Below are 18,234 nucleotides of genomic sequence, written 5' to 3'. Positions count from 1 at the left end.
TCACGACCATGAATACACCTACTCCTGTGGTAGCAGTCGATCAAAGCCTGCTCTACCCCTCCGTCTACAAAGAATTCTGGCAGCACTTCGCCAAGAACAAAGGCGCCGTGGCCGGTCTGGCCTTCATGGCGCTGGTGGTGTTCTGCGCCATCTTCGCCCCGTGGGTCGCACCTCACGACCCGAGCGAGCAATACCGCGACTTCCTGCTGACCCCGCCAGTCTGGCTTGAAGGCGGCCAGTGGCAGTTCCTGCTGGGCACCGACGAGCTGGGCCGCGATCTGCTGTCGCGCCTGATCCAGGGTTCGCGCCTGTCGCTGCTGATCGGCCTGTCGTCTGTGGTGATGTCGCTGATTCCGGGCATCCTCATGGGCCTGCTGGCGGGCTTCTTCCCCAAGGTCCTGGGCCCGACCATCATGCGCCTGATGGACATCATGCTGGCCCTGCCGTCGCTGCTGCTGGCAGTCGCCATCGTCGCGATCCTCGGCCCTGGCCTGATCAACACCGTGATCGCCATCGCCATCGTGTCCCTGCCCTCCTACGTGCGCCTGACCCGCGCCGCCGTGATGGGCGAACTGAACCGCGACTACGTGACCGCTGCCCGTCTGGCCGGGGCCACCCTGCCGCGCCTGATGTTCATCACCGTGCTGCCCAACTGCATGGCGCCGCTGATCGTGCAGGCAACCTTGAGTTTCTCCTCGGCAATCCTCGACGCCGCAGCGCTGGGCTTCCTGGGTCTGGGTGTACAACCGCCAACGCCTGAGTGGGGCACCATGCTCGCTTCGGCCCGCGACTACATCGAACGCGCCTGGTGGGTGGTGAGCCTCCCTGGCCTGACCATCCTGCTCAGCGTGCTGGCAATCAACCTGATGGGCGACGGCCTGCGCGATGCGCTGGACCCGAAACTCAAGAACGCCGCCTGAGGACGACCCAATGCCTTTGTTAGAAATGAAAAACCTCAACGTGCGCTTCGGCGACGCCAACGCCACCCCGGTGGTCGATGGCCTGGACCTGCGCGTGGAAAAGGGCGAAGTACTGGCAATCGTTGGCGAGTCGGGCTCGGGTAAATCCGTGACCATGATGGCGCTGATGGGCCTGATCGATCACCCCGGCATCGTCACCGCTGACTCCCTGAGCTTCGACGGCAAGGACATGCTCAAGCTCAGCGCGCGGGAACGTCGCAAGATCGTCGGCAAGGATCTGTCGATGGTTTTCCAGGACCCGATGACCGCGCTGAACCCCAGCTACACCGTGGGCTTCCAGATCAAGGAAGTGCTCAAGCAGCACCTGGGCCTCAAGGGCAAGGCTGCGCATCAGCGTGCTCTGGAGTTGCTGCAGAAGGTTGAAATTCCGGGCGCCGCACAGCGTCTGGATGCCTACCCGCACCAACTTTCCGGCGGCATGAGCCAGCGCGTCGCAATCGCCATGGCCATTGCCGGCGAGCCGAAACTGCTGATCGCCGACGAGCCGACCACTGCACTGGACGTGACCATTCAGGCGCAGATCATGGACCTGCTGCTGGCCCTGCAGAAAGAGCAGGACATGGCGCTGGTTCTCATTACCCACGACCTCGCGGTAGTGGCCGAGACCGCCCAGCGCGTGTGCGTGATGTACGCAGGCCAGGCCGTTGAAGTCGGCCAGGTTCCAGGCCTGTTCGACGTCCCGGCGCACCCGTACAGCGAAGCCCTGCTGGCGGCGATCCCCGAGCACAGCATGGGCGCCGAGCGCCTGGCCACGCTGCCGGGTATCGTCCCCGGTCGCTATGACCGGCCTACTGGCTGCCTGCTGTCGCCGCGCTGCCCGTACGTCCAGGAAAAATGCCGCCAGCAACGCCCGACCCTGGACCCGCAGGTCCACGGCCTGGTGCGCTGCTTCTATCCGCTTAATCAGGAGGTGGCGTGATGAGCGAAATCGTACTGACCGCCCGTGACCTTACCCGTCACTACGATGTATCCCGTGGCTTGTTCAAGCCGACTGCTACCGTGCGCGCGCTCAACGGCGTGTCCTTCGAACTGGAAGCCGGCAAGACGCTGGCAGTAGTGGGTGAGTCCGGTTGTGGCAAGTCCACACTGGCCCGCGCCCTGACCTTGATCGAAGAGCCGTCTTCGGGCTCGCTGAAAATCGCTGGCCAGGAAGTGACTGGCGCGACCAAGGCCCAGCGCAAGCAACTGCGCAAAGACGTGCAGATGGTGTTCCAGAGCCCGTACGCCTCGCTCAACCCGCGCCAGAAGATCGGCGACCAGTTGGCCGAGCCGCTGCTGATCAACACCAACCTGTCCGCGGCCGAGCGCCGGGAGAAGGTCCAGGCGATGATCCGTCAGGTCGGCCTGCGTCCCGAGCACTACCAGCGCTACCCGCACATGTTCTCCGGTGGCCAGCGTCAGCGTATCGCCCTGGCCCGCGCAATGATGCTGCAACCCAAGGTGCTGGTGGCGGACGAGCCGACTTCGGCACTGGACGTGTCGATCCAGGCGCAGGTGCTGAACCTGTTCATGGACATGCAGGAGGAGTTCAACACCGGTTATGTGTTCATCTCGCACAACCTGGCGGTGGTGCGGCATGTGGCCGATACGGTGCTGGTGATGTATCTGGGCCGCCCGGCGGAGATGGGTCCCAAGGAGGAGATCTATAGCCGTCCGTTGCACCCGTACACCCAGGCGCTGCTGTCGGCGACGCCGGCGATCCATCCGGATCCGCTGAAGCCGAAGATCAAGATCGTCGGTGAGTTGCCTAACCCGCTCAATCCGCCTTCGGGGTGCGCTTTCCACAAGCGTTGTCCGTATGCGACGGAGCGTTGCAGTGCGGAGATCCCGGAGCTGCGGACTGTGGATAACCGTCAGGTGGCTTGCCACTATGCGGAGCAGTTCGTGGCGTGATTGATGGGTGACGTAGCAGCACGGCTTGCCGGCGGGGGCGTCCTCGAAATCGCCCCCGCCGGCAAGCCGTGCGGCTACGGGTGATGACGCCGGGGTCGGATGTATATCCGTTTTCGCGGTGGTTGGGCTTTAGGGTTTCGCCCCTTACGGGCGACTCACTTTCCTTCCGGGGAAAGTAAGCAAAGCCATTGCGACAGGCTGGGGTCCTTCGGACTTCCCTCGACTCCGGCGCCGTTCCGGGGGCACGCCATGATGGGCCATCCATGGCCCGCACGGCTTTCGCGGCTTCCTGCCGCTCATCCCCCTCCACGACACCTGCGCTCGGCCTGGCGCCTTGACGTCGCGCCCTGTGTCGCCTGTGCCATCGCGCACGAAGATCAAGATCAAAATCTAAAACACACCACCGCCCCGTAGCAGCACGGCTTGCCGGCGGGAGCGATCTCGAAAACGTCCCCGATCCTGTAGGAGCGCTTGGTCTGGGCCGCATTCGGACGACGGCGTCCTCAAAATCGCCCCCGCCAGCAAGCCGGACTGCTACGGGTGCGGATGGTCAGTAAACGTCGCGGCGGTAGCGGCCTTGTTCGATGAGGCGTTCTACGCCCTTTTCGCCCAGCAGCTCAACCAGCACGGCATCCACCCCGGCGGCCATTCCTTCGAGGCTGCCGCAGATGTAGATGACGGCGCCATCGGCCAGCCAGCGGTGCAGTTCGTCGGCGGCTTCGCGCAGGCGATCCTGTACGTAGATTTTCTGCGCCTGATCCCGGGAGAACGCCAGGTCCATGCGCGCCAAGTCACCCGATGCCAGCCAGGCTTGCAGTTCATTCCCGCAGTGGAAGTCATGGGCGGCGTTGCGTTCGCCGAACAACAGCCAGTTGCGCTGCTCTCCCTGGGCGATGCGTGCCTTGAGCAGGCTGCGCAAGCCTGCCAGTCCCGTGCCGTTACCGATCAGGATCATCGGCGCCGGTTCGCTCGGCAGGTGGAAGCTGCTGTTGCGGCGAACCCGCAGGCTGATCGCGCCGCCCAGCGAAGCATGCTCGGTCAGCCAGCCGGAACCCAGGCCGAGGCTGCCGTCGGGGTGCAGTTCCTGGCGCACGATCAGTTGCAGCGAACCGTCCTGAGGTATCGAGGCAATGGAGTACTCGCGCATCGCCAGCGGCACCAACGCATCGACCAGCGCCTGCGCATGCAACCCGACCAGGTGGCTACGGTTGGCGGGCAACTGGCGGCTGCCCAGTGCCTGTGCGAGGCTTTCGTTCAGGCCGTCGACAGTGACTTGCGTGTCGGCATCAATGCCCAGGCCGGCCAGGAACTGCTCCACGGCAAACGCAGGGTTGCGCGGCAGCACTTCGACCAGATCGCCCGCCTCCCACGACGTGTCGTTGGCCGAAATCAGCCCCAGCAGAAACACCTTCGAGCCAGCGCTGTCAGGGTTCAGCCAGTCGCGCTGGGCCAGCACCCAGCTCTCGTATTCGGGCGCAGTCCATGCCGCCGCCGGTGTCGACCCGGTGACTTCGCCCAACTGCTGTTGCCAGTGTTGCAGCGCGCCAGCGTCACCGCTGTCCACTTCGACAGGCGCGAACAGCGTGCTGCCTCCGCGCTCGGCCAGCCAGCCGTGCAGGCGCTGGGCGAATCCGCAGAAGTGCTGATACTGGCGATCCCCCAGCCCCAACACCGCGTAGTTGAGGTTTTGCAGGGACAGCGGTTGGCCCAGCAGCTTGCGCTCGAAACCACGGGCGCTGTCCGGCGCTTCGCCGTCGCCAAAGGTGCTGACGACGAACAGCGCGTTGCGGCTCTGGTTCAAATCCTGTTCAGTCATGTCCGCCAGACGCTGCACGCGCACCGGCAAACCCGCCGACTGCAATTGTCCGGCCGTCTGCCAGGCCAGTTGCTCGGCAAAACCGCTCTGGCTGGCAAAGCCGATCAGCCACGCCGGGCCTTGGCTGCCATAGGCGCTGGAAGGCGAAACGGCGACTTCGCCACGGGCGTTGCGGATTTCGCGCTTCTTGCGACGGCGATCCAGATACAGCAACCAGCCGGTGATGAAAAACAGCGGCATCAACAGCGCCGCGACGGTGATCACGATGCGGCCGGTGAGGCCCCAGTAGCTGCCGGTGTGCAACGAGTAGTTGCTGACCAGCAACTGCGCGCCGTAGCCTTTGTCGGTGTAGCGCGAAACGGCCTTGAGCTTGCCGTTGGCCGGGTCGAGGGTGATCTGGTTCAGCGCGCGCGGGTGTGGCGCGTCCTTGAGGATGTAGTACACCGTCGCCATCTGGCCCGCTGCCTGCGGCAAGCGCAGGTTGTAGCTCTTGAGGTCGGGGCCTGCGGCTTTCTGGATCGTGTCCCAAATCGCGGCATAGTCGGCAACCAGAGGTTGCTCGGGCGCTGCGTCACGCGGACCGGCACCCGGGCGCGGACCACCGCCGCCACGGCGCTGTTCACCAGGTACGGGTGGATCGCCGATCAGCTTGTTCATGCCATTGTTGAACCAGTCGTAGGACCACATCAGCCCGGTAACGGCGACCAGCAGGTAAACGATCAGGCACCAGGTACCGAACACCGAATGCAGGTCCCAGTTGAAACTGCGTCCCTTCTTCGCCCAGTCCAGGGTCAGCCACACGCGCCAGTTCAAGGCCTGGCGCGGCCAGCGCAGGTACAGGCCCGACAGGCAGAAGAACACCAGGATCAGGGTACAGGCGGCCGTTACCTGCTTGCCGTATTCACCGGCGGCAAGGAAGCGGTGCAGGTTGAGCATGAAGCCGAAGAAATCCTGGCCTGTGGCGTCCGGCTTGAACTCGCCGGTGTAGGGGTCGAAGTTGTGCATCTGGCCGCGACGCTCGCCCGGTGCCGGCTTGAACCAGACCTGCGCGGCCCGGTCGCCACCGACCTCGATGCGGAACATCGAAACGGTGTCATTGCCCTGGGCTTCGAGCTTGCTGACCATTTCCGTGAGCGACAACTGACGCTCGCCAGGCTGGACGAACAGCGCATCGGGGTTGAGCGCATCCATGATTTCATCTTCGAATGAATACAGCGCGCCCGTGATGCCCATCAGGGCCAGCACCAGACCCGCCGTGATCCCGAAGAACCAATGCACTTGAAACAGGACTTTCTTCAACACCCTCAATCACCTCGATAATCCGCAGCGACGCGCATTATGCGCACAAACGGAATGCATTCTCATCCGTGTCTGATTCTTTGTTCGGTCACAGACCGGACACAAACACACTCTTGATTCTGCCCGCAGGGCGCACGCTCTGTTTTTGATTCTGGGCGAAGCCCGTAGGAGCTGGCTTGCCTGCGATCTGGCGCGAAGCGGCAGCAACTCCTGTAAACGCGGTCTGCCTGACACACCGAGCTATCCGGTTTTACTGCTGCTGCGCAGCAGATCGCAGGCAAGCCAGCTCCTACGGCCTGCGGCCAGAATCAAAAGCACGACCATGCCCTATACACAAAAGCCCCACCCGCCATTGGCAAGTGGGGCTCCCCGGTTCCGCTGACCTTTTAGAAGTGGAAGCTGGTGGTCAGCAACGCCGTGCGACCGGCTGCCTGGTTGGCGAAGTGCGCCGCGTAGGCCTTGTCGTAGTAGGTCTTGTCGGTCAGGTTCTGCACGTTCAGTTGCAGATCGACGTTCTTGGTCAGCTTGTACGAAGCCATGGCGTCGTATCGGGTGTAGGACGGTACGTAAACGGTGTTGGCCGTATCACCCCAGACTTCACCGACGTAGAACGCGCCACCGCCAACGGTCAGCTTCGGCGTGATGTCGTAGGTGGTCCACAGGCTGGCGCTGTGCTTGGCCGTGTTAGGCAGCTCGTTGCCCTTGTTCGGGTTGGCGCCGGCGATCACGGTGTTGGTGCGGGTGTTGCCGTTGGCGCCCGGATCGACCAGTTCGCTGTCCAGGTAGCTGTAGCCGGCGAAGACCTGCCACTGATCGGTGATCTTGCCGCTGGCCGACAGTTCCACACCATCGACACGGCTCTCGCCGGCGTTGGCGTAGGTGTTGTTGCTCACCAGCACACGGGTGTTGGTCTTCTCGGTGCGGAACACCGCCGCGGTCAGCGACAGGCGATCATTGAGGAAGTCCCACTTGGTGCCCAGCTCGTAGTTCTTGGTGGTTTCCGGTTCCAGGTCGCTGCTCACGATGCTGCCGTCAGCCACCAGTCCGTTGCCGTCGATACCTTCGTTGAGCATGCCGCCCGGCGGAGTGGCCGAGGTGGCGAACGAGGTATAGATGCTGCCGTTTTCAACCGGCTTGTAGACCACACCGGCCTGCCAGTTCCAGAAATTGCTGTTGTTCTTGCTGCGAGTGGTCGCGGCGGTGAGGCTGTCGGTCTTGGCCGAGGTGTCGAAGCTGTCGAAACGTGTGCCCAGGTTGACCTGCCACTGCGGGCTCAGCTCGATGGTGTCGAAGGCATAGACCGAACGGGTGTAACCGATGGTGTTGGTGCCCTTGTAGTTGCGCGCGATGGTGCCGGTGTAATCGTCATCGGGGTTCGGATTGGCCAGCGACGTACAGGTGCCGCCGTAGACCTCACCCACCTGGCATCCAACGCCGCCAGGAGAAGCTGCGGTCGGGTTGCTGTTGGCCGGGTTGGCGAAGGTGTAGCCACTGACCTTGCTCACTTCACGGGTCAGCTCGATACCGGTGGAGTAGCTGTTCTTGAAGCCCAGCAGCTGGAACTGGCCGAACAGGTCAGTCTGGTTGGTCGTGGTTTCAGTGGTGCTGACCCGGGCGTTGGCACGGCGCCAGACGGTGCCACGGGCGTTGACGTTGTGCTGGCTGTCGTCCGGCTGGGTCAGGATGTAGTCCTGGCCGACGTTGCCGTGGCGGAAGGTGTTTTTCAGCGTCATGTCTTCGTTGAAGTCATGCTCGAAGCTAATGGTCGAGATGTCGCTGCGCGTCTTGCGGAAGTCACGGTCCTTCAGGCCGTAGAAGTTGTTGCTGTTGCCGCCGTCGGTCGGCTTGTCGTGCACGTGCACGGCCGTGGCGGAGGTCGAACTGTAGCCGTAGGGAATGCCCGAATCCGGCAGGTCGTTGCCTTCGACGTGGTAGTAGCTCAGGTTCAGGCGGTTTTCAGTGCCCAGGCCGAAGGTCACCGACGGCGCCACGCCCCAACGGTCATAGTTGATGGCATCGCGACCGGCGACGTTCTGCTCGTGGCTCATCAGGTTCAGGCGGAACGCTGCGGTGTCGAGGAACTTGCGGTTGACGTCCAGGGTGTAGCGGCGGGTCTGGTCGGTGCCGTAGGTGAAGCTGCCATCGGTGAAATCATTGGCCTTGGGCAACTTGCTGACCAGGTTGATGCTGCCGCCTGCCGAGCCGCGACCGCCCATGGCCGAGTTCGGCCCCTTGCTGACTTCGATCGATTCGATGTCGAAGATTTCGCGGCTCTGGGCACCGGTGTCGCGCACGCCGTCGATATAAGTGTCGCCCTGAGCGTCGAAACCGCGGATGAACGGGCGGTCGCCCTGAGGGTTGCCGCCTTCACCGGCACCGAAGGTGATGCCCGGTACGGTACGCAGCGCGTCCTGCAGCGACGTGGCTGCTGTGTCCTTCAGTACCTGCTGAGGAATCACGGTGACCGAACGCGGCGTGTCCGACAGCGGTGCGGTGTATTTCTGCGATGCGCTCTTCTCGGTCTTGTAGTCCTTCGATTCCTGGGCTTCGCCGGTGATGCTGGTCGCGCCCAGCGAGATGGCACCGCCCTTGGCGTTCTCGGCTTCGTCGGCGGCATGGGCCATCTGCGACGCGGACATTGCGGTGACGGCCATGCCAATCGCCGAAACGAGGAGCCGTGGTGAACTGACAGACGGTTGAAGCGAAAGGCGCGACATCGTGATTTTCCTTCCCCAAGGAATGTAGAGGTCGCGGAATATAGATGAGAGTAATTTGTATTTGCAGATAACTTACATTCTTTACAATTTCGCTTTACGGTTTTTTCACCCTCGTTCGTCCACGCGTCCGCGCGGGGTTTTACACATCCAATAAGAATCACTACCATTCGCTACCTTTTTCGATAATGAGTGGCGTCTTCATGCTCCTGCACATCCCTGGCCTGTTTACCCGCGAGGAAGTGCTGCGCATCCGTCAGGCGCTGGAGCAGACCGACTGGGCCGACGGCAAGATCACCGCCGGCCACCTGTCGGCGAAGGCCAAGCACAATCTGCAGCTGCCCGAAGGCCATCCGCTGGCCAAGGAAATCGGCGCGGCGATGCTCGAACGCTTGTGGCAGAACCCGCTGTTCATGTCGGCCGCGCTGCCGCACAAAGTCTTCCCGCCCCTGCTCAACTGCTACACCGGCGGCGGCAGCTTCGATTTCCACATCGACAACGCCGTGCGCCAGGCCAGGGGCAACATCGAACGGGTGCGTACCGACCTGTCGTCGACGCTGTTCTTCAGCGACCCCGACGATTACGACGGCGGCGAACTGGTGATCCAGGACACCTTCGGCACCCGCCAGGTCAAGCTGCCTGCTGGCGACATGCTGCTCTATCCCGCCACCAGCCTGCACAAGGTCAACGCCGTGACCCGTGGCGCACGCTATGCCTCGTTCTTCTGGACCCAGAGCCTGGTGCGCGACGACGGCCACCGCACGCTGCTGTTCGAAATGGACAGCGCCATCCAGCAACTGAGCCGCGACGTGCCCGACCACCCCTCGCTGATCCAGCTCACCGGCACCTACCACAACCTGCTGCGCCAATGGGTCGAGGTCTGATCGATGAACTGGACGCTGCGACGTGACGATGTGCTCGATGGCGACCAACTGCGCGCCATGCTGCAGGACAACCCCGCCAGTGCCGCCAAGGCGATCCTCATGGCGGCGCAACAGAACCTCCCCGATGCTCAGGCCCTGCTCGGGCAGATTCTGCTGGACGGCACCGGCATCGAACAGGACGCCGCACTGGCCCTGACCTGGTTCCAGATCGCCGCGCGCAACGGCCATGCCATGGCCACCAACATGGCCGGGCGCTGCCATGAACATGGCTGGGGCTGCGAACCGGACGCCGCCAGGGCCGCCGAATTCTACCGCCAGGCCGCAGAAGCCGAGCTGGACTGGGGGTTCTACAACTACGGCAACCTGCTGGCCACCGGCCGCGGGGTCAACAAGGACCAGGCCCGCGCACTGGCCTGCTACACCAGGGCGGCGCACTTGGGCCACGCCAAGTCGATGAACATGCTGGGCCGCTATCTGGAAGAGGGTGTGTGTTGCGAGCGCGACCTGCCAGCGGCCCACGACTGGTATAGACGTGCAGCTGAAGGCGGGGACTTCCGTGGCCAGTTCAGCCACGCCGCCGTGCTGGTGGATCAGGGGCGTATCGAACAGGCGCTCATCTGGCTGGAAACCGCCTTGCGCATCGGCAACCTGAATTTTCTTCGCGTCAGCCGCAAGGCGCTGCTGGACGCTGCCCATCCTGATGTTCGTGCAATGGCGATCAACTATCACGAGCGCGCTGCGCAATTGGGCGACGGCAGCGACAAGGCAGAATATGCCCGGCTTTCAGAGACTGATCAATAGAGTAAACAGTCGCTCGAAACTTAATGTCATAGACCGACGTCTTTTCCAATTGAACAAGTAGATGTTTCAACACTTCCTTCCGGCCTTGCCAATCAAGGCTCCGGCCATTTGTAACTTTTCGCACTCGAAAATTCCTACAGAGCAAAACTACTTTTCCACTTTGACGTTAATCGAATGACAACTTAGTCTTCAAGCGTGCAGGCAACTTCACACAGCAACTCATGACTGCACACCCAGGCAACTCAACAACCGTCATTAAAGGATTAATGATAATGCCTCAATCGATTCAACGCATCGTGGACGATGCCGCCGCTGATCCGGCGCTGTTCTTCAGCCAATCAGTGGGAACAACGGACAGCCAAACCCGGGACAGTGGTCTGATTCTGACCAAAGATCAGCTCATCAACCTCAAGCGCTACGAGCTCAAAGGCCTTGCCCTTCCTACCCAGTTGAAAGATGTCATCAACTACCTGGGTTATGAAAGCGGCGCAGGCAACGGACTGGAGGCCGTGGACTTCCAGGGCTCATTCAAAATCATTCATGGCCACGCCAGTCTGTGGAACCCACTGCGCACGGACCTGCTGACCGTCAGTGACAAACTGGTGGTGTTTGCAGGCTCCATGCAAGTGTATGGCAAGAGCATGGAGGAAGTGCTCGACGATATCAAAGCGCTTGGGCTCGTCGAGAAATACGACATCAAAACCCTGGAAGACTTGCGCAGGGTTGAACTTGAACTGGGCATCAAGTTTCCAGGCATAGACCCGGCAGACAAAGACGACCTGGGTTATTACCTGGACAAGATCCTGGACAAGGTGCGCGAGCGCGAGGCAGAAGCGCTGGGCATCAAGGCGCGTCTGGACGCATTCGGATACCAATTGGCCAATCGCGTCGCCCCGGAAGTCAAGCTCAGGTTGGCGTGCATCGACAATAACAATCTGGATGTCGAAATCAGGGCACTGCAAACGAAGATTGATAACCGCGCCAAGGACATTCAGGAAAAAACCGAAGAATACAAGAAGATGGTCAACAAGGCCCTTGAAGCGGCGGGCCAGGGCAATCTGGTTGTGATGATCTATTCCAGTGTCGAAGCCGAAAAGATCCGCAAGGAGCGCAACAAGATGCGCAAGGATCAGGAAGCCGACATTGCACGCATGGAAACGAAAAGCCGGATTCTGGCATCCCTGGGCCGGGTTCGCATGGACATGCAGGACCTGGACCTGATCGTGATCGACGCCGATATCGCTACCAAGAATCTGATCACTGTCTGGAACAAGCTGGGCACGTTCATTGCCGAGTCTGTCAGTGAACTCGATGAGATCCACGACGGCCTGTCCATGCGCCGATTCAAGGATCAGTTCAAACTGGTAGTGATGCCTTGGAAAACCATCGAAGTGGACGCCCAAAAGTTACTGGACGTGTTTGCACAGGCAGACCGGGAATTCAGAGAAGAATACGGAGATCAATGATGAGCAATATTACCTACTTCCCATCCAACGTCGATTACCCCGAACTGGATGTTACCGCGCTGCGCCTGGCATCCCGGCATGCGAACAGCTCGACCATCGATGTCAAACGCCTTTTTATCCAGACCGACTACCTGCCCATGCTGCATGCAGGCGTGCTGCGTGTTGACAACGCCCTGCGCGATGCGGATTTCAAACTGCGCGAAGCGGTCCAGACTCTGGATACCAAAGTCGGCATCAACGTTCGAACACTGCGGGGTTATCAAAAGGAACTCGACGGCGCCCCAGACTCTGATCGAGAGGAAATCCTGGAAGACATTGATCAACGAATCAATGTGATTGTCGACATCGTCAGCAAACACCAGACCGTTCTGAACACTCTGTTTTCGCCCTTGGGTGAAACCGTGGACCGTAGTGTCACGACCAGACATCTTGTTCAACTGGCAGAAGACAAGGAGCGCCTGCCTGGTGAAATCCAGGGCATTCAAGAGCGCCAGGCGGAGCTTGATCAGAAACGCCGTGATCTGAGCGAAGCGATTGCGTTGATCGAGTCCAAGAACTTTCTCGAAGTCGGCAAGGAGACTCTGCTGGATGCCAAGGCGCTTGCCGCCCTTGTCAAAGGGGGCCCTGAAATTGCCGCCCTGGAAAAAGCCATCGAGATGGCACGGGACATCCTGAAGCAACTCGAGTCGTTCCTGAACTTCCTCGATCTGGTGGAGGCGCGTAACGTCGTTCGCAAACAGATTGACGATCTGGTCAAACACCACACGGAAAAAATGAACGAGTTGCGTCTGGTCGGCCTGAAAGAAGATCTGATCAACGCCAGCCATGCGTTCGATGAGCACCGGGTGGATTACGTCGGCGAGTTTGAAAAGATCATGCGGTCGAGCCGGTCGTTTCTCAGCGTCCATATAAAGATTGCGGCAGAGAACGAAGGCGCTGTGAATCAGTTCATCGTTGATGTCGAGGCGTTGGCCAAGCATGTGAAGGTCTTCGGCTGACACCTGCACGTTAGCTTCAAGGTATCACTTCGATACTTGCCAGAACGATGACTCGTGCATCGTTCTGGCTTCGCTACATCTCAAGGAGGAGATATGAGCGCAACGTTTCTTACACAGGAGCAGTTCGATGATATAGATGCGTGCATGTCTTTTATCTCAGTCGGCGAGAGGGAGGTCCGTCGCTTCAATACCTTGCTTGCCCTGCCTCCGAATCTGGGAGCAACCCCTGTGCCCTTGGCGCAAATACTGGACGGGCAGAAGCAAGCAGGGTTATGGCGCCAGCGAGACTACCCTGGGAGTTATCGATCGACGCACACGATATTGGCCGAAGCCGTGTATTTTGCCCACTATTTGGTCCCACGGCTCTCGGCGCTGTCGTCAACCAATCGAACATCGCCTGCCTCGATCATGAGCAAGATCGCACCGCCCCCGGGCCCGCCGCCCGCTTTTGCTTTCGTTCCCATGACCGACTGTTTGCAGTTGTTCAAATATCATATGGAATGGGTGATCGTGGCCTATGGGCTAGCCGCCCATACCCAGAAAAACTACGACACGATGCGCGAAAACATTGCCAGGGTTTTACCGAGGGTCATCGACTTCACGTCATTCCATCTTCACACCGCCGAAGCAAAACGGCCCCCCGTGGTTGGACTGAACGCTGCCCGTGAGCTCTCGGCGTCTGCTCGCCGCCACTACACCTTCGGCATGAGTGGCATGGCTAACCTTCTTGGCCAGCAACGCAGGATTACCACGTTACTCCTCGACGCCAGTCTAAGCTTTGATGGCCTTGAAGCTTTTACAAGCGTTGTACGATTCAACGCGGAGTTGGCGGTGATAGAGGTCAAACTCAAGCAGGTTCAACGCTATTGCAGTGAGTTGCTGGCGCTGCGCAACACATGAAAATCAGGCGGCGCCCCAATAAAAAACCCGCGATCGCTCGCGGGTTTCTCATGATGCAGCAGCTTGTTATACGTAGAACGACTTCAGCGGCGGGAAGCCGTTGAATTCAACAGCGCTGTAGCTGGTGGTGTACGCGCCGGTGGACAACCAGTACAGGCGGTCACCGATGGCCAGGTTCAGTGGCAGGCCGTACTTGTAGTTCTCGTACATGATGTCGGCGCTGTCGCAGGTCGGGCCGGCGATCACGACTTCTTCCACTTCGCCTTTCTTCTCGGTCCAGATCGGGAACTTGATGGCTTCGTCCATGGTTTCGATCAGACCGGAGAATTTGCCCACGTCGGTGTAGACCCAACGCTCGACGGCGGTACGCGACTTGCGCGCAACCAGTACCACTTCGCTGACCAGAATACCGGCGTTGGCGATCAACGAACGGCCCGGCTCCAGAATGATTTCCGGCAGGTCATCACCGAAGTCTTCCTTGAGGAAGCGGATGATTTCCTCGGCGTAGGTTTCCAGGCTGTTGGTACGGGTGATGTAGTTGGCCGGGAAGCCGCCACCCATGTTGATCAGCTTGAGTTCGATGCCGTCTTCTTCTTTGAGGCGCTCGAAGATCACCTTCACTTTGGCGATCGCGGCGTCCCACACGGAGATGTCACGCTGTTGCGAGCCGACGTGGAAGGAGATGCCGTAAGGCACCAGGCCCAGGTCACGAGCCAGGATCAGCAGGTCCATGGCCATGTCGGTCTGGCAGCCGAATTTGCGCGACAGAGGCCAGTCAGCGGTGGTCGAGCCTTCGGTGAGGATACGCACGTAGACCTTCGAGCCCGGCGCGGCCTTGGCGATGTTGCGCAGGTCGGCTTCGGAGTCGGTCGCGTACAGACGCACGCCCTTGTCGAAGAAGTAGCGGATGTCCTTGGATTTCTTGATGGTGTTGCCGTAGCTGATGCGATCCGGGCCAACGCCACGGCCCAGCACCTTGTCCAGCTCGTAGATCGAGGCGATGTCGAAGCTCGAGCCTTTTTCCTTGAGCAGGTCGATGATTTCGACGGCCGGGTTGGCCTTGACCGCGTAGTACACCTTGGCGAATTCGAAACCTGCGCGCAGGTCATCGTAGGCCTGGCTGATCATCGCGGTGTCGATGAGCACGAACGGGGTTTCTTGCTTGTCGGCGAACGCCTTCATTTTAGCGAAGGTGTTTTTCTCGAAATAGTCTTCGACCTGAATCGACATGCGGGGGACTCCTGTTGGCAAACGGTAAAAAACAATGGGTGCAAATGAACGTCCTCCGTATCCCCACTTTGGTTCGCCTACTTCCCAAGGCCGTTGACCGAAAGCAAAAAGGCCATGGGACGCGGGTTCCCTTGGCCTTGCTGTCTCGTCGTCAGTACTTGAGCCGGATGGATCGTTTCCAGCATGGACGTTCGGCGCGAACTGTAGGACCTGAGGGGTTCAAGATCAACAAAAAATGTCGCTTTTCTGCCCGTTTTTGCCAGACGGGCATCAGCATCTGTTCAATCACCCTGTAGTAACCGACCGATGTGACAGGACGATGTTCCCCTTCGAATGTCACAAGCTCCCATTGTAGGAGCGCGCTTGCCCGCGACGAGGCCGTGTCAGACGCCAATGATGTGTCTGACACGGCCTCGTCGCGGGCAAGCGCGCTCCTACACCGATTGACGGTGGTCAGACGGACGCCACTTCCGCTGGCGAAACGATACTGGTCTTCTTGCCCCGCGACTGACCTGAACTGAGGTAAGCCGCAATCGACTCCTGCGTCACCTCGCCCAGGAACACATTCTCGGCATCGAGCACCGGCAGCCAGGCGCGGTTGAACTCGTACATGCGCGACAGCAGGATGCGCAGGTGTTCGTCGTAGGCGGCGGTGGCGTTGAACGGGCGCAGGTACTGCTCGCAGGTGCCGCTCTGGCGGTGCAGGTCGCGGCGGCGCACGTAGCCTTTGGCCTTGTTGTCGGCATCGGTGACGACCACGTAGCGGCGGTCGTTCTCGTCCATCACTTCCAGGGCATCGGCCACCGGGGTTTCGGGGCTTACCGACGGTGCGTTGTCGGCGGCGTCTTCGGCCTTGACCAGCAACAGGCGCTTGAGGGTGCTGTCCTGGCCGACGAAGTTGCTGACGAACTCGTCCGCCGGATGGGCCAGCAGGGTGTCCGGGTGGTCGATCTGCAACAGCTTGCCGGCGCGGAAGATCGCGATCTTGTCGCCCAGCTTGATGGCCTCGTCGATGTCGTGGCTGACCATGATCACGGTCTTGTTCAGCGCCCGCTGCATCTCGAAGAACTCGTTCTGGATCATCTCGCGGTTGATCGGGTCCACCGCGCCGAACGGCTCGTCCATCAACAGCAACGGCGCCTCGGCAGCCAGCGCACGAATCACGCCGATGCGCTGTTGCTGCCCGCCGGACAGCTCGCGCGGGTAGCGATGCAGGTACTGCTTGGGCTCGAGCTTGATCATGCTCATCAGCTCGCGGGCCCGGTCGTGGCAACGTTTCTTGTCCCAACCCAGCAGCTTGGGCACCACGACGATGTTTTCCTCGATGGTCATGTTGGGGAACAGGCCGATCTGCTGGATCACGTAGCCGATGTTGCGGCGCAGGGTCACTTCGTCCAGCTGGGTGGTGTCTTCACCGTTGATCAGCACCTTGCCCGAGGTCGGCATGATCAGGCGGTTGATCATTTTCAGCGTGGTGCTCTTGCCGCAACCCGATGGCCCCAGGAACACGCAGATTTCGCCTTCATTGACGGTCAGGCTCACGGAATCGACGGCCTTCACTTCCTTGCCGTTGCTCTGGAAAGTCTTGGTGAGGTCTTGCAGTTCGATCATGGTTTTGCCAGTCATTTGAGCAGTCCTTTTGGAGTCAGCGAGCGTTGCAGCCATTGCAGAAGCAGGTCGGCGAAAATGGCCAGGATGCTGACCAGTACGGCGCCGACGATCAGCATCGACATGTCGCTGCGGCTGATGGAAGCGAGGATGAGCACACCGAGGCCACCGGCACCGATGGTGGCGGCGATGGTCATGACGCCGATGTTCATGACCACGGCGGTGCGAACACCGGCGAGGATCACCGGCACGGCAATCGGCAACTCGACCATGCGCAGGCGCTGGCCGAAGGTCATGCCGATGCCACGGGCGGCTTCACGAATGCCGGGCTCGACACCGGTCAGCGCCAGGTAGGTGTTACGCATGATCGGCAGCAGCGAATACAGAAACACCGCCGTGATCGCCGGCAGCGGCCCAAGGCCCTGGCCGAATTTGGAGTAGAACGGCAGCAGCAACCCGAACAGGGCAATCGACGGGATGGTCAGCAGCACGGTGGCGCTGGCCTGCAGGGGACCGGCCAGCGCCGGGAAGCGCGTCATGAAGATGCCCAGCGGCACGCCGATCAGAATCGCCAGCGACACCGCGATGCCCACCAGCGTGATGTGTTGCAGGGTCAGGTGAAAGACCTGGTTCCAGTCCAGATGGGAGAAGGCGCTCAAGAAGCTCATAGTTTCTCCTCCTGTTTCTCCACCGGCGTCTGCTTGATCGGCACGCTCTCGGCGGAAGGATTGATCGGATGGCTGCGCAGGAAATCTGCCGCCACGACGGTAGGACTTTCATGATTGACGTCGATGCGCGCATTCAGGTCGATCATGGTCTGGTTATCCAGCAGCGCGGCCAGCGGCTTGAGTTGCTCGGCCAGTTGCGGGTGCTTGTCCAGGTACTCCTTGCGAACCACCGGCGCTGCGGTGTAGTCCGGGAAGTAATGCTTGTCGTCGGCCAGCACCTTGAGTTTGAAAGCGTTCAGGCGGCCGTCGGTGGTGTAGACCAGCCCTGCGAAGACCTGCCCGTTGCGCAGTGCGGTGTAGACCAGCCCTGCGTCCATCTGACGAGTGTTTTCACGGCTCAGGTTCATGTCGTAGTGCTTGACCATGCCCACCAGACCGTCCGACCGGTTGGCGAACTCGGTGTCGAGCGCGACGATATGACCCTCCTTGGCCTCATCCTTGAGCAAGGTTGTCAGGTCGGAGACGTTGTTGATCTGCGGGTATTTCTTCGCGACGTTGTCCGGCACCGCCAGCGCGTAGGTGTTGTTGAATTTGGACGGCGAGAGCCAGACCAGGCCCTTCTTCGCGTCCAGCTCCTTGACCCGCTGGTAGGTCTGGTCGCTGTCGAGTTTTTCGTCGACATGGTTGTAGGCCACCAGCGACACGCCGGTGTATTCCCAGAGCATGTCCAGTTGGCCGGATTCCTGGGCGCTGCGTGCCAGGTTGCTGCCCAGGCCGCCGGTGATCTGCACCTGATAGCCTTTGTCGCGCAGGTATTGCGCGGTCAGCTCGGCCAGAATCGTCTGTTCGGTAAAGACCCGTGCGCCGATTCGCAGCACCGGGCGCTCGGCCGCAGCGTCAGCCGCCTGGACAACGCCAGACAACATAAGGCCTGCGCCCAGTAATAATGTGCATAACTTTTTCATCTGAATTCCTTT

At 60.7% G+C, this 18,234-nt stretch carries 14 protein-coding genes; 8 read left to right on the top strand and 6 right to left on the bottom strand.

Annotation, left to right across the window (positions count from 1 at the left end):
- The first annotated feature begins 8 nt into the window (after window positions 1-8).
- The 3 genes from ACIPO9_RS20385 to ACIPO9_RS20375 are packed head-to-tail and all read left to right on the top strand — an operon-like array spanning window position 9 to window position 2,873.
- Complete coding sequence (locus tag ACIPO9_RS20385; RefSeq protein WP_274135330.1) at window positions 9-920, top strand: ABC transporter permease subunit; 912 nt, start codon at window positions 9-11, stop codon at window positions 918-920.
- A 10-nt stretch (window positions 921-930) separates the two neighbouring features.
- Window positions 931-1,899, top strand: coding sequence for an ABC transporter ATP-binding protein (locus ACIPO9_RS20380; protein WP_400783098.1), 969 nt, complete (start codon window positions 931-933; stop codon window positions 1,897-1,899).
- Window positions 1,899-2,873 carry a peptide ABC transporter ATP-binding protein gene (locus ACIPO9_RS20375; protein WP_400783095.1) on the top strand — a complete coding sequence of 325 codons (975 nt, stop codon included), beginning with the start codon at window positions 1,899-1,901 and terminating at the stop codon, window positions 2,871-2,873. Before ACIPO9_RS20380 ends, ACIPO9_RS20375 begins: the two co-directional genes overlap by 1 nt.
- A gap of 550 nt (window positions 2,874-3,423) precedes the next feature.
- On the opposite strand, the gene ACIPO9_RS20370 is transcribed toward ACIPO9_RS20375, so the two are convergent.
- Both ACIPO9_RS20370 and ACIPO9_RS20365 read right to left on the bottom strand, forming a co-directional pair.
- Window positions 3,424-5,988: a PepSY domain-containing protein gene (locus tag ACIPO9_RS20370; protein WP_400783284.1), complete on the bottom strand. Its 2,565-nt coding sequence runs from the start codon at window positions 5,986-5,988 to the stop codon at window positions 3,424-3,426.
- A 386-nt stretch (window positions 5,989-6,374) separates the two neighbouring features.
- Window positions 6,375-8,705, bottom strand: coding sequence for a TonB-dependent receptor (locus ACIPO9_RS20365; RefSeq protein ID WP_400783093.1), 2,331 nt, complete (start codon window positions 8,703-8,705; stop codon window positions 6,375-6,377).
- Window positions 8,706-8,905: 200 nt separating this feature from the next.
- Between ACIPO9_RS20365 and ACIPO9_RS20360 the strand changes: the two genes are divergently transcribed.
- From ACIPO9_RS20360 to ACIPO9_RS20340, 5 genes are all read left to right on the top strand, one after another.
- On the top strand, window positions 8,906-9,586 hold the full coding sequence (locus ACIPO9_RS20360) for a Fe2+-dependent dioxygenase (RefSeq protein WP_400783091.1): 681 nt from the start codon (window positions 8,906-8,908) through the stop codon (window positions 9,584-9,586).
- A gap of 3 nt (window positions 9,587-9,589) precedes the next feature.
- Window positions 9,590-10,387, top strand: a complete 798-nt coding sequence (locus ACIPO9_RS20355) for a tetratricopeptide repeat protein (protein ID WP_400783088.1) — start codon at window positions 9,590-9,592, stop codon at window positions 10,385-10,387.
- A gap of 272 nt (window positions 10,388-10,659) precedes the next feature.
- Complete coding sequence (locus ACIPO9_RS20350; RefSeq protein WP_400783085.1) at window positions 10,660-11,853, top strand: alpha-xenorhabdolysin family binary toxin subunit A; 1,194 nt, start codon at window positions 10,660-10,662, stop codon at window positions 11,851-11,853.
- Complete coding sequence (locus ACIPO9_RS20345; protein ID WP_400783082.1) at window positions 11,853-12,851, top strand: alpha-xenorhabdolysin family binary toxin subunit B; 999 nt, start codon at window positions 11,853-11,855, stop codon at window positions 12,849-12,851. Before ACIPO9_RS20350 ends, ACIPO9_RS20345 begins: the two co-directional genes overlap by 1 nt.
- Before the next feature lie 93 nt (window positions 12,852-12,944).
- On the top strand, window positions 12,945-13,751 hold the full coding sequence (locus tag ACIPO9_RS20340) for a hypothetical protein (RefSeq protein ID WP_400783080.1): 807 nt from the start codon (window positions 12,945-12,947) through the stop codon (window positions 13,749-13,751).
- 66 nt (window positions 13,752-13,817) lie between these two features.
- Here ACIPO9_RS20340 and ACIPO9_RS20335 read toward each other — a convergent pair whose 3' ends face one another.
- The 4 genes from ACIPO9_RS20335 to ACIPO9_RS20320 form a co-directional block, all read right to left on the bottom strand.
- Window positions 13,818-14,981, bottom strand: a complete 1,164-nt coding sequence (locus ACIPO9_RS20335; RefSeq protein ID WP_274135315.1) for a type III PLP-dependent enzyme — start codon at window positions 14,979-14,981, stop codon at window positions 13,818-13,820.
- A 453-nt stretch (window positions 14,982-15,434) separates the two neighbouring features.
- Window positions 15,435-16,592, bottom strand: a complete 1,158-nt coding sequence (locus tag ACIPO9_RS20330) for a betaine/proline/choline family ABC transporter ATP-binding protein (protein ID WP_400783282.1) — start codon at window positions 16,590-16,592, stop codon at window positions 15,435-15,437.
- Window positions 16,593-16,603: 11 nt separating this feature from the next.
- Window positions 16,604-17,257 (bottom strand): ABC transporter permease, encoded by a 654-nt coding sequence (locus tag ACIPO9_RS20325; RefSeq protein ID WP_274135314.1) that lies wholly within the window; start codon window positions 17,255-17,257, stop codon window positions 16,604-16,606.
- Window positions 17,254-18,222: a glycine betaine ABC transporter substrate-binding protein gene (locus ACIPO9_RS20320; protein ID WP_400783078.1), complete on the bottom strand. Its 969-nt coding sequence runs from the start codon at window positions 18,220-18,222 to the stop codon at window positions 17,254-17,256. Before ACIPO9_RS20320 ends, ACIPO9_RS20325 begins: the two co-directional genes overlap by 4 nt.
- Window positions 18,223-18,234 lie beyond the last annotated feature (12 nt).

The organism is Pseudomonas sp. NPDC090203 (assembly GCF_044746765.1).
GTDB classification, from domain to species: domain Bacteria; phylum Pseudomonadota; class Gammaproteobacteria; order Pseudomonadales; family Pseudomonadaceae; genus Aquipseudomonas; species Aquipseudomonas putida_AD.
The sequence above is the reverse complement of the archived record's forward strand: the minus strand, read 5'-3'. Positions and strand labels throughout refer to the sequence as shown.

Coding starts and splice junctions, on each gene's coding strand:
- ACIPO9_RS20385 (WP_274135330.1), top strand. CDS start 9: ATGAATACACCTACTCCTGTGGTAGCAGTCGATCAAAGCCTGCTCTAC.
- ACIPO9_RS20380 (WP_400783098.1), top strand. CDS start 931: ATGCCTTTGTTAGAAATGAAAAACCTCAACGTGCGCTTCGGCGACGCC.
- ACIPO9_RS20375 (WP_400783095.1), top strand. CDS start 1,899: ATGAGCGAAATCGTACTGACCGCCCGTGACCTTACCCGTCACTACGAT.
- ACIPO9_RS20365 (WP_400783093.1), bottom strand. CDS start 8,705: ATGTCGCGCCTTTCGCTTCAACCGTCTGTCAGTTCACCACGGCTCCTC.
- ACIPO9_RS20360 (WP_400783091.1), top strand. CDS start 8,906: ATGCTCCTGCACATCCCTGGCCTGTTTACCCGCGAGGAAGTGCTGCGC.
- ACIPO9_RS20355 (WP_400783088.1), top strand. CDS start 9,590: ATGAACTGGACGCTGCGACGTGACGATGTGCTCGATGGCGACCAACTG.
- ACIPO9_RS20350 (WP_400783085.1), top strand. CDS start 10,660: ATGCCTCAATCGATTCAACGCATCGTGGACGATGCCGCCGCTGATCCG.
- ACIPO9_RS20345 (WP_400783082.1), top strand. CDS start 11,853: ATGAGCAATATTACCTACTTCCCATCCAACGTCGATTACCCCGAACTG.
- ACIPO9_RS20340 (WP_400783080.1), top strand. CDS start 12,945: ATGAGCGCAACGTTTCTTACACAGGAGCAGTTCGATGATATAGATGCG.
- ACIPO9_RS20335 (WP_274135315.1), bottom strand. CDS start 14,981: ATGTCGATTCAGGTCGAAGACTATTTCGAGAAAAACACCTTCGCTAAA.
- ACIPO9_RS20330 (WP_400783282.1), bottom strand. CDS start 16,592: ATGATCGAACTGCAAGACCTCACCAAGACTTTCCAGAGCAACGGCAAG.
- ACIPO9_RS20325 (WP_274135314.1), bottom strand. CDS start 17,257: ATGAGCTTCTTGAGCGCCTTCTCCCATCTGGACTGGAACCAGGTCTTT.
- ACIPO9_RS20320 (WP_400783078.1), bottom strand. CDS start 18,222: ATGAAAAAGTTATGCACATTATTACTGGGCGCAGGCCTTATGTTGTCT.